Raw genomic sequence first — 13,736 nt, 5'->3', positions numbered from 1 at the left:
AACTGAATTATGAAAGTTAAATCGATAATTTTTGCAGTTGTATTGTCTGCATTTAGCCTGACTGCAAGTGCGCAGGGTGTGGTAATGAAAATAGGCTATACCAATGTAGAGTACATTCTTAGCCAAATGCCTGAGGCAAAGCAAGTAGACTCTGAATTTAAAGCTTATGAAGCACAGCTTCAAAACCAATTGCAATCAAAAGGCACTGAGCTTCAAACTAAATTGCAGGAATATCAGCAAGGAGCAGCTACTATGACTGACTTGGTTAGAGCTGACAAAGAAGCTGAATTGCAATCTTTGAACCAAAGGTTCGAAGCTTTCCAAAGAGAAGCTCAAACCTCATTGCAAAAGAAGCAAGGTGAGTTATACGCTCCACTTTTCGAGAAAATCGGAAACGCTGTTAAAGCTGTTAGAACTGAAAATGGTTATGACATGATCTTCAGCACTGGTGTACCTGGTGTAGATATCCTATTGGATGCAGATGAGAAATATGACGTTTCTGATTTAGTATTCAAAAAAATGGGAATCACTCCTCCTGCTAAGTTGAACTAAGGTTCAAAAACAAAAAATTGAAGGCCTCAATTGCTCAGCAGTTGAGGCTTTTTTCTGCAATCTCTTCCAGTTTTTTTTCGGAATTTCCACCAAAGGGTATTGTACAAATGACACTTTATTCTGAAGAATAGATTCTCTCTCCGGGTGTAGTTATAATGACACTTGGTATTGATCTCTTCCGAACAAAAACCAGACCAAATCCCAGCCGTACTCAATAGGTTAGCGCCTAATGCTGGGGCTACTTCGTAATAATCTATCCTCTTTGCCTTGCCAAAGACAAAGCCTAAATCCTTTATTTCATTGGCTATTCTAAAGTAATCCTCGTCGGTCGATTCTGTATCCAGATAAAGTTCAGACAGGGCTAACCACAGTTTCCTTCGATTTTCTAGGGTATGATCAATCACAGAATGACACCAAGCAATATTCCCCCAAGAATCAGGAATGGGGTAGGTACTTTTTTGGTAAACATGATAGCAAATGTTCCTATCATGATGGCATAGTTTAAATAATCTCCCATCAGTGGTTGTGAAAGCAATACGACAGCCGCTAGTATCATTCCCGAACTGGCGGCATTCACTCCATCCAGAGAAGCTTTAACGATTCTGAATTTTTTTAATTCTTCCCAAAAGCGAATAACAAAGAAGATCAGAAATGTACCAGGAAGAAAGATTCCAAGCGCAGCCATAAACCCGCCCATCACCTGTCCAAACATGCCATACTCCTTCATAGAAATAGATCCTACATAGGATGCAAATGAAAACACAGGCCCTGGTACAGCTTGTACTAATGCAAAGCCAGAAAGAAATTCTTCAGAGGTTAAATATTCCTTAAACTCAACAAATTCCGTATACATAAATGGCACCAAAACCTGGCCTCCTCCAAAAATCAAACTCCCAATACGATAGAAATTTTCAAAAATTCGAATACCGAGCCAATCAACTGACGCACCTATTAAAGCCGCTCCGACAAGCACACCAGCCCATAAGATAAAATTGGACCACTGAATGCGAATGCCTTCCTTCTCCTCTCTTTCATGGCGTTTATAATTGAATGCAGTAATGCTACCACCTACCAAAAGGATAAAGGGAAATATGTAAGGTGTACGAACCAAAAAACTCGCCACCGCAGCAACCAACATAAGTACAACTGCTAGTCTGGTAGTCACCACTTTTTTGATGATGACATATGCTGAATAAGCCACTATTCCTACAGCCATCGGTTTGATGAAACGAGCAAACTCCATGGAAATATCGTACTGTTCGAGCGTAGAGATGAAAATACCCGCGAACGTCATGATTAAAAATGCCGGCGTAATCCAAATAAGTAAAGTCAGATAGGCAAGATTTGGCCCTCCGACCCTAAATCCTATTGCTGTCAATGTTTGGGTAGAGGTGGGGCCAGGAAGAAACTGGCACAAGGCCGTCAATTCAATCAGATCCTTTTCATCGAGATATCCCCTTTTATGCACCAACAGGTCCAACATCATGGCAAAATGTGCCTGCGGACCGCCAAATGCAGAAATGGTTAGTAAAAAAACATCTTTAAGAAAAATATAGTATCGAACCTTCTTAATCATTACTTCTTCAGGCCAATTTCTGCCAGTCGTTGATGCAAAAATTCACCAGCCGTAATGTCTTCAAATTGTTTTGGGTGATCTTCATCAATACAGTTTTCCAAACAAGTCAAATCCATATCTGACCTTGGATGCATGAAAAAAGGAATTGAGAATCTCGAAGTTTTCATTAGCTCCTTTGGAGGGTTAACTACTCGATGTATGGTCGATTTAAGTTTGTCGTTAGTATGGCGAGCAAGCATATCCCCTACATTGACGACGATTTGCTCTGGCAATGCGGTAATTGGTATCCATTCACCATCTCTACGAAGCACCTGCAATCCATCAGCACTAGCACCCATCAACAGAGTGATCAAATTGATATCACCATGCTCTGCCGCCCTAACGGCGTCATCGGGTACTTCTTCAGGGTTTTCTATAGGAAAGTAATGAATAGGCCTCAGGATACTGTTTCCATTGTGCACACGACTTTCAAAATAGTCCTCCTCAAGACCTAAATAAAGTGCAATAGCTTTCAGCATTTGTCTTCCAGCCTTTTCTAAGGTTTGATAAGCCTCTAAAGCTATCTTGTCAAAATTTTCAATTTCCTCAGGCCAAATATTATCTGGATATTCCTTTTTGATCGGATCGCCATCGACTACTTCCTGACCGACGTGGTAAAACTCCTTTAAGTCCCCTGTTGCTCGGCCTTTTGCATGTTCCTTGCCTTTTCCAATATATCCTCGTTGGCCAAACAGCTCCGGTACTTCGTACTTTTGCTTCACTTCATCAGGCAAAGCAAAAAAATCTTGAACTGCTTGGTAGAGCTTAGTGCAAAGTTCATCAGACAAACCATGGTTTTTGACCGCCACGAATCCAATACTATGATAAGCAGCACCAAGATCAGCAACAAACTTTTGCTTTCTTACTTCATCACCTGAATTGAAGTCAGCCAAATCCAGTGATGGAATTTCGTTGTATAGCTTTTCGCTCATGAGGAGTTTTGTTTGGGTTAGAAACGAGATTATTCAACAGTCACAGTGATCGATGCGGCCATTTTCTCACCATAAGAAGAATGAACACCATCAGCGAATTGCAATGATATCGTATACTCTCCTGGCTCTAATTCTAATGTGGTATCGGTCTGTCCTTTCCCATAATGAATCGTAGAATCTGACATAGGGATCACAGTCCCTTCTGGCCAGCTTGATTGATTGATTAGGACATGGTGGTGACCAAATCCCTCCTTGACAGCACCAGCAGGTTCAATTTGCATTCCTGACACGCCCATCTCGATATATACAGGGCTCGGCACAGTTGCACCATCTGCTGGGTGTTTAAAAAACACATAGGCTGAGTCAACCATTGGTTTTTCTGCAATTGCCGTATTGTCTTCGACGGGTGCAGATTGTTCATTGGATTTATTAGGCGTTGAGCAGCTATAGATCATTACGCTCAATAAGGCTACAGATAGATATTTCATAATTGTTTTTCTAGAAAATGTTTAAGATAAATTTATAGATTCTTTTGGGAACGAATGGATGCCTAACGAAATATTTGAGTCAGGACATCCAAAGATTTAAGCTCTTTGAATCCTTCAATGTGCAATTTGTAGTACTCAATCATATAATTAAGCACATCTCGTCTCAATGAATTCTTCATCGTCAACTCATCTGATAAACTACCGCTATTAAGCAATAATACTGCTTCATATATTTCGTCATAGCTAGTAGATAGTTCGTGCAACAAATTTTCATTTTCCAATTCCTTTTTGGCATGAATACCGAATCCAATATAGTGTGTGAGTTGCACCAGGAGAAATATGTGTAAACTCCCATAGCCGGCTTTTCTTTCATCCAGAGCTAGTATAAATTGGAATAAAAATTCAAATACTTGCCCTCGATCATCTTCTTCTTTTAAAACCTTTGCGAGTAATTCTGTAACGAATAAAGCCATTGCTGACTTCTTCACGTCGAATGGAATACTCGTAAAATTATGAGCCGGCTTATATTCAGAAATTCGCTGCAAACCATCCGATTTTTGGTTCTTGAAATAAACCACCATATCCAAAACAGTAAGCGGCTGCAACAAAGCCAATCCCTTTTTCGATTTTTTACTTCTTACGCTATTAATGATGTAGGATTGGATACCAAAACTTTCTGTATAGATTCTAGCGATGATTGAAGTCTCTCTGTACTTGATATAATTTAATACTATGCCACGTGTTTTATGAAGCATCAGTCTATCACGGCTATTTTACCGACGAATGTCTCGCTACCATCTCTGCTTGAACTAAAAACCAAATAAACCCCAGTGGCCACTCTACGACCTGAGTAATCGCGAACATCCCATGAAGCCCCTCCTCCTGACGCGTTTACGGTTTTGACGAGCTGACCAGATACAGATGTAATTTTGATGTTGACATCATTGGCTAAGCCAGATAAACCCACCCAACCCTCAAAATTTGGCAAAACAGGATTCGGGAAAATCTTAACATTTTGATGAGTTTCTAACCCTTCAGTAGCGTTCGTTCGATAGGAAACCACACCTTGGTCAGTAGCCACAAATAACTCTCCCGTTTCCGGATGAATGCTTAGATCAATCACAGTATTGGATGGAAGCGGACTATTTTCTGAAGTGAAATGTTCGATCAAATTCGATACATTTTCATCAAATAACCAAAGACCATCTTGTGTCCCCACCCACATGCGATTCCCACCATCGATGGCTAATGAAAGTACCTCTTTGTCCTCAAACAAAATACGATCCTCAAAAATGGGGAGTGTAACGTCGATGGTCTGATCCTCAATAATACCGAATGAATAAGGAAAATAAGCCAGCCCTTTACTTGTAGCAAACCAAATCTCATCATCCTTTCCAAAAGCTAAATCATTAACCTGATTCGAAGGCAGGCTTGTAGCGGTAGCTGTGATATAGCGACTTATTTCTGCTTCAATATCGTAGGCCAAGACACCCTGGCCATTTTGCAATCCCAAGGTCATCCATGCCTGATTATTTTCATTGATTGCTATAGAAGTAGGTTCAGCCGCCGCCGAGGAACCAAAGTCAAATGGCTGCCAGTCGTCAATGCCATTCCATTGGTATAATGAATAGGCGTCAAAATTGGCTACCCAAATATTATCCGATTGATCAATAGTAAGTCCTGACACTAGCGTATTCCCTGTCCCTAATTCAACCTCTTGTAGTGGGCTGTTAGTATAATCGATTGCTTTGTCTGTATTTAAAATTCCTTTTCCAAAGGAGGAAATCAACTCAATATCGTTTAACACCAACACATCGGAAATATTTACAAATCCATCGAGGTCGCTGGGAGTCTTAGTTGTCCAATTGCCTGATTTAAATACCGAATATCCTTTTCCATTCGAGGCCGGCAATGTGTAATCGATAGCCAGTTCTGGCAATGCATAAATATCTCCCGCTTGCTCCTTGAGCTTTACAATGCCATTCAATGGCCCAGCCAAAACGATATGCTCAACACTACCATTTTCCAATTTGGACAAACCACTTAAATCATCAGCATACCAAAATATAGAAGCGCCCTCCTGAAATATATCATTAATGACCGCATCACTCGGAGCATCAAGCGTAGAAATGGCTTCTGAATTATTCATAATCAAAACTCTTTGATTGGTCGTTATCAACAGGTTTTCTACTCCTTCCTTAATGTTTTTTATTGACTCTCCAGCCTCGAGTACAATAGCCAAATCTGTCCAGTTGCTTTCAAAAAGCTGATATAACGCAGTAGCTGAAGCTGCAAATACTTTTTGATTAGACATGGCTATTGAAACCATATCAGTATTATAAACTAAACTTCCAGCATATCTCGTCCAATTATTGAAATCTTGAAGATTGTCACCATTGGTCAATGAGCCCGAGATAACTCCATCCTCTGTGGCCAAATACAAAACATCATCCATCACTACAGAGTTTCTTACAGCTATGACCTCTCCGTTTTCGCCCAAATTTTGATAAGCTTCTTTTATTTTATTCTCAGCGGTTAGAACCAAAAGACCAAAATCTGTAGATAAGTTCATATTTCCTGCATAAAAAGAAACATGGTTGATCTCCTTGATTTCTGTCACATCGCTATTGAATAAAATAGGCAAATTCTGAATTCCTTCTGAAGTAATGATGTCTACGTTTCCACTTTGGTAACCAATCGTCAAGTACTCGGAATCTGAGTTGTAAGCGAGGGCACTAATTCCTACATCACTCAGACCATCGACTTTAGACAGTTTGTTGATACTCCCGTCTTCCTGATCAAAATACATCAAGCCATGCGAAGCCGCTGCAAATACTTTAGATGTAGTCTTTTCAACGAGAGTGGTTTGTTCATAATTGAAGTGTGAGCGCCAGGTGCCCATAGGAATGAGTTCTTGTGCCTCTATCGAAAAAGCCTTCAACAAAAGAACGAGCAGAAAAAAACCAACTTTAACCCTCATTGTCGGAATTTTTATAAAAACAATTTCTACACCTTGCCTCATAGGCGTCTTGTTCGCCGAGAAGCACCTTCTGATCTGACTTGGTCAGTCTATAGGAATAGGACGCCACACCTCCGCATTTCATACAGATAGCATGAACTTTTGTAACAAACTCTGCGATTCCCATCAAACCTGGCATCGGCCCAAAGGGCTCTCCCTTAAAGTCCATATCAAGTCCAGCTAAGATGACTCGCTTGCCTTTGTTGGCCAGCGTCCTTGCCACTTTAATCAATTCCATATCAAAAAACTGAGCCTCATCAATACCTACTACATCACTATCCCCAACGAGCAATAAAATATCATCCGCAAACTGAACTGGGGTAGAGCGGATGGAAGAATCGTTGTGAGACACTACACTTGTCTCATGATATCTCGTATCCACAGCAGGTTTATAAATTTCGATTTTTTGCTTGGCAATTTTTGCGCGATTGAGTCGGCGAATGAGTTCTTCTGTTTTACCAGAAAACATGGAGCCACAAATTACTTCTATCCACCCTGCTCCCCTAGAGTCGGCCTTAAAACTATCAATTCTTGGTTCGACAAACATTCGCTTTAGTCAGAGTACTGGATATGATTGAATTTATGTTCTGGAGCCACTTTCACAACGATGTCTCCATTAATTTGGCATTGGCAAGATAGTCGTTCGTTAGAGGCTAACCGATTCATTTTCCTAAATTTAAGTTCTGCTTGACTCTCTTCCGAGAAGTTTTGGAGACCATCCAGGACTTGTACTTTACAGGTAGTGCATCTACCTTTTCCTCCACAAGCATGCATCCAGTCGATATAATTTTCATGTATTATATCTAAAAGATTTTTATTTTCGTTGATGATGAAAATCTCCTTGTTGTGAAGGTTTTGTATAACGATTTTCGGCATATTCTTTAACTTAGCAAAAGAAGCAAATATTATGCACGGTAGCAAATTAAATCAAGAAGCCACAAACACCTACAGCCAGTCCTACGCAGCCAAAATAGCCGAAGAATTTTTTAGCCAAAATGATTCCATTTCTGGTCAACAGATTATTTCAATCACGCCTGTCAAGCAGGTCAATTTTTTTGTACTGAAAGTCCTCTTTGACGAATGGCAGAATGAAATTAAGAAATTCAAAAGTCCGTATTTTGACTACAAGAGTGAGGATGTGAACCAGGCACTTAAAGCCTTCATCAATACTTTGTCGAAGAATATTCGAATAGAGAAAGATCATTTTTTACATCTGATAGAAAAGGCAGTAGTATCCACTTTAGAACTACTCTATGAGCCAGCCAAATACTATTCAAAAGAATTGGCAAAAAGCACAGGCAAAGACAAAAGCAGAGAGCTAATGTCTAATAGTAAGTATATCAAGTTACACAAACCTTTGTTTGACGAACTTCTTGAGAGACTGAAAGAAGAAGGCGACCTCCAATCGGCGATTCAAAGCGCAATAGCAGCATACCAGGATGCAAACCAAGAAATTGAGCAAACGGCTAGCTTGTTTGAAACTACCTTGCCTCTAAATGTAGTTGAGCGACAGGAAACCGCGGATGAACTTCCTATGCCAGAACCTTTGGAAGAGTTAGAAGACATTGAAATTTCGACACCTGAGGAGTCCGCTTCAGAAGAAGAAATCAATAATGAGTTTGAGCCAATAGAAGAAGAGGAAGTAGAATCGGAATCAGATAATATTAACCAGCAGTATAAAGGAGACATCAAAACCCTCAACCAGCAATATGAGGAAAAAGAAAAATCAAAAACTGTAGCTGCAGCACTTGAAACTAAATCACTTTCAAACCTCAAGAACAACATAAACATCAACCAACGCTATATGTTCGTCAACGATCTCTTCGAAGGGAACGACAAGGACTATGAAGTAGCCATGGATGAGGTAGAGGAGTGCGATTCATTCGACTCATCTGTTGAAATTTTGGTACAGAACTATGCCAAAAAGTATGCTTGGGATATGAATTCTGAAGAGGTAAAAGAGTTGCTCAAAGTGATATTCAAGAGATTTCGATAGTCAGTTATAAAAGGGGTTTGTGCTATGTAGTTGTTTTTGAATGAAACATGATACGAAATGACAAACCTAAGATACCTTTTTATACTTCTGTTCATAAGTTGTTCATCAACCAAGCAAAATCAAGAACTCTATTCTATAAGCTCCAAGGCTAAATGCAAAGGACCTGAACGTGAATACCATACTACGCTGCACGCTACTATAGACGGCTATTTTCGATTTCATCAAAACTATAATGAAGGTAGTGCCGGTTATGATGCGGTGGCTTTCGGCGACACGCTAGGATTTGCGTTGGTCGGAGATAGCATAAGTAGAGTAATAGACGCTGCCGAATTATCGGTAGGCAAAGGCCATTCCTTTCATCTAATAGCCCATCAACCCAATGCAGTTTTCAACTACAGAAAAGGGAAGTATTTTGATGCTATAGGTAATGAAGTCAAGTTTCAGTTTGAGCCTGAATCTAGTCGAGTTGAAGGTTTTCAAATAACAAATCCATTCGACAGCACGGAAAAAATTGACATCTATTATTCCCAGTGGGAAGATATTCAAGGCTTCACGCTTCCAATGCATGTGCAGATCATACAAGGTGGAAAAGATGAGTATTTCTTTGAATTTTATGAAGTAAAAGTCAACGACCCTGCATTTTCAACAATCCCAATTCCTTGATTATCGCATCAGTATCTGCATACGATGGGAATCCAATTTGATCAAAATAAACAGCAAAATGGTAAATGACCACAAAGAAGAACCCCCGTAACTAAAAAAAGGAAGAGGGATCCCAATCACAGGAAAAAAACCAATGGTCATGGCGATGTTCACCGCAAAGTGAAAAAAGAAAACGCTTAAAACCCCATACCCATAGATTCTTGCAAATTTCGACTTTTGTCTTTCTGCAATTGCTGAAATTCGAAAGAGTAGGACCACGAAGAGGCTGATTAGAACTACACTCCCTAACCAACCTTGCTCTTCTCCAATTGTGCAGAAAATAAAATCAGTACTCTGCTCAGGGACAAAATCAAATTTTGTCTGTGTGCCTTGCAAGAAGCCTTTGCCAAAAAAGCCTCCAGAGCCTATGGCAATCTTAGACTGAGTCACATTCCATCCAGCCCCTAGCGGGTCGGCATCAGGGTTTACCAATGAAATTACTCTACTTCGCTGGTGTGGCTTTAGGACGCTAGTCATTAAAAAATCCACACTAATTACGGTTGCAAAAACCATGGCTCCGAGCACAACTGTAGCAATAATACGTTTGGGGTTTTTGAAAGATACTCCGATCATGATCACACAAATTACTATGGTCGCAATAAACAAAACCGTTTTACTAACCAGCAAAGTCAGAATGAATAGCACAACAAATGCAAAACCTAAAATGAAATAGATTGGAGATATTCCCTCTCTAAAAAGAACAATCAAGAAGGAACCAAAAACCATCGCAGAACCAGCATCTCCCTGAAGTAAAATCAATAACATCGGCGCTCCAAAAATTGCTAATGCGATTAGCTGAGTTTTTATTTCCTCGAACTTGACGTGCACGTTACCTAAATACTTGGCCAAAGCCAATGCCGTAGCAAATTTGGCAAACTCAGCAGGCTGTAATCGAAAACTTCCAATTTGAAACCAAGATTTAGACCCTGCTACTACTGTCCCTGTAGTCAGAACCGCAATTAGCAAGACGATAACCACGCCATATATGACATAGGCCGAATAGTCATAAAACTTAAAATCTAAACTCATCACCCCAATAATGATGATCAATGAAGTGCCTATCCACATTAATTGTTTACCCGGGTTGTATGCCAACGAAATCAGATCCGCTGCATTTTCCTCGTCATATACTGCAGCATAGATACTACACCAGCCCAAAAGAACCATTACAAAATAAAGGCTGATGGTTGTCCAATCGACTCGATCTAATATACTCTCCGCTCTCATTCTATCCCTTCCGTTTCGAGTATCTCATTGCTTTCTGTTCCCACTGAATCTACTACAGCAGGGGCCGGGGTCGTCCTTTTTCGATCTTTAAAATCCCCCACCAAGACATAATCTTCTAACCACTGTCTGGTATGTTTTCCCTTTAAATAAGTCTCTATCAGTAGGCTCGCCGTAGAGGCAGCAGCTCTACCACCCCATCCTGCATTTTCAACAAAGACCGAAATCGCAATCTTGGGATCGTCCTTTGGCGCAAACGCCATAAACACAGAATGGTCTTCTCCGTGTGGGTTTTCAACTGTTCCAGTTTTGCCACAAATAGCGATATCTGGTACAATAGCCCTTGGAGCTGTGCCACTCAATGCATCAGCCATACCCTGAATAATAACTGGAAAGTGTTCGGCACTGATTCCAGTTTCTATTCGCTCTCGATACTCCGGGGGCAAATAGCCAGATTCTCCTATTGATTTTACTATATGCGGCTTATAGTAAAAGCCTCGGTTGGCCATGATTGCTGCCAAATTAGTCATCTGAATGGGATTCATGAGAATTTCACCCTGACCGATACTCAATGAGGTGAGGTTGGAAACCTTCCACCTTCCAGTGCCATACACTCTATTGTAATAAGCTGGATCTGGCATAAAACCTGACTTCTCGTTGGGTAAATCCACACCCAAAGGTCTGCCCAGTCCAAACCTACCCACTTGTTCCTTCCAATTAGCCAATCCAAGGGGAGCCTGCTCAAACTGACTCATCTCAGGATACTGATTGATCACCAAACGAAAAACTTTTGCAAAGTAATTATTGGAAGACAGCATGATACCACGACGCATATCATAGATGCCTTGCGGTGCATGATCGCCTATTAAAGAGTGGTCACAGTAAACCTTGTCATAGGCACCTATCACCCCTTCTTCCAAAGCAATTAGACCCTGTACAATTTTGAAAATAGAGCCTGGAGGATACATCGCCATGAGCGGCCTATTAAAAAGTGGCTTTAAACTATCAGTGCTTAACTCTCTAAAGTTTTCACTAAAATTTCTACCTGCTAGATCAGCGGGATTATAGCTTGGTGCAGAAACGAAAGTTAAAATTTCGCCAGTCGATGGCTCTATAGCTACCACACTGCCAATTTTACCCTTCATTAGCTTTTCCGCATAAGACTGCAATTCAATGTCTATGCTGAGGGTCAGGTTTTCTCCTGGTACAGATAGTGTATCCAGCTCTCCATCTTTGAATGAGCCCATCTCCACACGACGTACATTCACCATCTTGTACTTTACTCCGCGTTTTCCTCTCAGGTATTTCTCATAAGAAGATTCGAGACCGGTGATTCCCATATAGTCTCCACTTTTGTAATAGTTGGTAGTATCTCGATCTAGTTGCCGCTTGCTTACCTCACCGATATATCCAAAAACATTAGCTAATCCTTCGTATTCATAACCGCGTATCGTTCTGGCTTTTGGATAAATTCCATCATAGTTTACCAGTTTATCTTGCACCTGCGCAAATACCTGATTGGGCACTTGTTTAACAATAGTCGTAGGCTGAATAGAAGAGTATCGTTTAGCCTTTTGTAAATTTGAGAGTAGATCCTTATAGTCAATACCAAGCATGCTACTCAACATGAGTGTGTCCTTGATTTGTAATTCTCTAGGCACTGCATCTAAGTCAAATATTGGCTCATTATGTACCAGCAATTCTCCGTTTCTGTCAAAGATCAACCCACGATAAGGGTACTCTGTTACGGTATGAATGATATTACTTTCGGCCTTCGCTTTGTAATCATCGTCCAATACCTGAATTGAAAATAGTTTGATGAGGAAGCTCGCCGCTACCAGAACGATGGCAATCCTCACAATATATTTTCTATCCTCATTCATCCTATTTCATTTTTTTATAAAATAAATACTGGATGATCAAAATGATGACCGTTGTAAAGACAGAGCTATAAAAAACTTTGGTCAGCGTCTGCCAAAACAAACCAAAACCAGAGGCCTCAATGAAAAGCAAAAGCAATGCATGAACAAGTATCAATGGATAGGTATAGGTTAAAAACCACCCTATCCCTTGTGTTCTTACATTAATTTTAGGGCCTGAATCGTATCCCCCACTAGGGGTCATCACTCTAGACCAGTATATTCTCAGATATACTACAAGTACACTAGCCGCTGCGTGGATACCTAATGTATTGTAAAATGCATCTATAATTATCCCCACGACAAACCCAACCAATAGTTGCACTATCGGATTAGTATCCATCGGTAGCATTAAGAATATCAATACATAGGCAAAACAAAAAGCGCTATCGAATAGCACAAGATTCTTGAATAGTATCACCTGCGCAAGAATGAGCAAAATCGTCCTAAACAACCCACTAAAGACATTAAACCTATTCATATCTGAGTTCTGAGTTTAATGAATCAATTTCTTCCTGCCCTGTCAAATAAAGCAAGTACACATGCGTAAGTGAATAGAAGTTTGTGGCCAATTTAATCTTCACATCATAAAAAGTAGCGTCATCTTCCAGATGAACTTCTGTCACTACTCCTATCATTTCATCCTCTGGATAGGTAGAATTAAAACCTGATGTACTAATTAAATCACCAGGAGCAATTGAAATATGTCTTGGTAAGTATTCTAGGTTTGCATAAAGAGGGTCTTCACCCTTCCATACTACAGAGCACAAGGTGCCTGTTGGCATGTGATTGGCAGAAACCATGGATTTGCCATGCAAGATTGAAGTGATAGTTGCGTAGTTTTCTGTTGTATTTAACACCTGACCAACTATCCCATCAGGTCCAACCACACCCATGCCAGACTCCACGCCGTGTATTGAGCCTTTGTTTATAGTTAAATAGTTGTTTCTGAAAAAAAGTGAATTGTCGATGACCTTGGCCTTGACTCCCAAATGACTAGAGTCTAAAAGTAACTCCGCCATAAAAACAGAGTCCGTAAGATTTAATAATCGCTGACGAAGTCGGGCATTTTCTTCAGCCAATCTCTTATTTTGATTAGTTAGATCAAAGTAGTCTCCAACTTGATCTGAGGCAGACACGATCGTCGCAACCAATCGATTAGACGATGTAAAATATTTGGCTCCATGATAGATATTGGAATTGACAATAATCCAAAAGCAAATTCCTTCCAGCACTAGCAACAGGATGAAAGTTCTATATTTATATAGAAACTGGAGGAGCCTTTCCAT

15 protein-coding genes are annotated in these 13,736 nt (G+C 40.3%); 3 read left to right on the top strand and 12 right to left on the bottom strand.

Features of this window, described 5'->3' with window-relative positions:
- Positions 1–9 precede the first annotated feature (9 nt).
- Positions 10–552, top strand: a complete 543-nt coding sequence (locus tag R8N23_RS02645; RefSeq protein ID WP_263051930.1) for an OmpH family outer membrane protein — start codon at positions 10–12, stop codon at positions 550–552.
- Between the two features lie 26 nt (positions 553–578).
- Here R8N23_RS02645 and R8N23_RS02640 read toward each other — a convergent pair whose 3' ends face one another.
- From R8N23_RS02640 to R8N23_RS02605, 8 genes are all read right to left on the bottom strand, one after another.
- Entirely contained in the window at positions 579–956 is a 378-nt protein-coding gene (locus tag R8N23_RS02640) for a hypothetical protein (RefSeq protein ID WP_318170014.1), read from the bottom strand.
- Positions 953–2,128, bottom strand: coding sequence for a chromate efflux transporter (gene chrA, locus R8N23_RS02635; protein WP_318170013.1), 1,176 nt, complete (start codon positions 2,126–2,128; stop codon positions 953–955). Before chrA ends, R8N23_RS02640 begins: the two co-directional genes overlap by 4 nt.
- Positions 2,128–3,099, bottom strand: coding sequence for an isopenicillin N synthase family dioxygenase (locus R8N23_RS02630; protein ID WP_318170012.1), 972 nt, complete (start codon positions 3,097–3,099; stop codon positions 2,128–2,130). Before R8N23_RS02630 ends, chrA begins: the two co-directional genes overlap by 1 nt.
- Positions 3,100–3,128: 29 nt before the next feature.
- Positions 3,129–3,587, bottom strand: coding sequence for a DUF4399 domain-containing protein (locus tag R8N23_RS02625; protein ID WP_318170011.1), 459 nt, complete (start codon positions 3,585–3,587; stop codon positions 3,129–3,131).
- Positions 3,588–3,649: 62 nt separating this feature from the next.
- Complete coding sequence (gene recO, locus R8N23_RS02620; RefSeq protein ID WP_318170010.1) at positions 3,650–4,342, bottom strand: DNA repair protein RecO; 693 nt, start codon at positions 4,340–4,342, stop codon at positions 3,650–3,652.
- Complete coding sequence (locus R8N23_RS02615; RefSeq protein ID WP_318170009.1) at positions 4,342–6,567, bottom strand: hypothetical protein; 2,226 nt, start codon at positions 6,565–6,567, stop codon at positions 4,342–4,344. The genes recO and R8N23_RS02615 overlap by 1 nt, the downstream gene beginning before the upstream one ends.
- Complete coding sequence (locus tag R8N23_RS02610) at positions 6,557–7,153, bottom strand: thymidine kinase (RefSeq protein WP_318170008.1); 597 nt, start codon at positions 7,151–7,153, stop codon at positions 6,557–6,559. Before R8N23_RS02610 ends, R8N23_RS02615 begins: the two co-directional genes overlap by 11 nt.
- A 5-nt stretch (positions 7,154–7,158) precedes the next feature.
- Entirely contained in the window at positions 7,159–7,482 is a 324-nt protein-coding gene (locus R8N23_RS02605; RefSeq protein WP_318170007.1) for a 2Fe-2S iron-sulfur cluster-binding protein, read from the bottom strand.
- A 31-nt stretch (positions 7,483–7,513) separates the two neighbouring features.
- Between R8N23_RS02605 and R8N23_RS02600 the strand changes: the two genes are divergently transcribed.
- Together R8N23_RS02600 and R8N23_RS02595 are read left to right on the top strand one after the other, a co-directional pair.
- A complete protein-coding gene (locus tag R8N23_RS02600; RefSeq protein WP_318170006.1) occupies positions 7,514–8,602 on the top strand; it encodes a hypothetical protein in 1,089 nt (362 codons plus the stop codon).
- A gap of 57 nt (positions 8,603–8,659) precedes the next feature.
- A complete protein-coding gene (locus R8N23_RS02595; RefSeq protein WP_318170005.1) occupies positions 8,660–9,265 on the top strand; it encodes a hypothetical protein in 606 nt (201 codons plus the stop codon).
- Here R8N23_RS02595 and rodA read toward each other — a convergent pair whose 3' ends face one another.
- The 4 genes from rodA to mreC are packed head-to-tail and all read right to left on the bottom strand — an operon-like array spanning position 9,266 to position 13,736.
- Positions 9,266–10,531: a rod shape-determining protein RodA gene (rodA, locus tag R8N23_RS02590; RefSeq protein WP_318170004.1), complete on the bottom strand. Its 1,266-nt coding sequence runs from the start codon at positions 10,529–10,531 to the stop codon at positions 9,266–9,268.
- The gene (locus R8N23_RS02585) at positions 10,528–12,411 is read right to left on the bottom strand and encodes a penicillin-binding transpeptidase domain-containing protein (protein WP_318170003.1); all 1,884 of its coding nucleotides are present in this window, start codon (positions 12,409–12,411) and stop codon (positions 10,528–10,530) included. The genes rodA and R8N23_RS02585 overlap by 4 nt, the downstream gene beginning before the upstream one ends.
- A 1-nt stretch (position 12,412) precedes the next feature.
- Positions 12,413–12,928 (bottom strand): Rod shape-determining protein MreD, encoded by a 516-nt coding sequence (locus tag R8N23_RS02580; RefSeq protein ID WP_318170002.1) that lies wholly within the window; start codon positions 12,926–12,928, stop codon positions 12,413–12,415.
- The gene (gene mreC, locus R8N23_RS02575) at positions 12,921–13,736 is read right to left on the bottom strand and encodes a rod shape-determining protein MreC (protein ID WP_318170001.1); all 816 of its coding nucleotides are present in this window, start codon (positions 13,734–13,736) and stop codon (positions 12,921–12,923) included. The genes R8N23_RS02580 and mreC overlap by 8 nt, the downstream gene beginning before the upstream one ends.

It is taken from the genome of Reichenbachiella sp., from assembly GCF_033344935.1.
Lineage (GTDB): Bacteria > Bacteroidota > Bacteroidia > Cytophagales > Cyclobacteriaceae > Reichenbachiella.
This window is presented reverse-complemented; position numbering and strand designations above follow the sequence as displayed.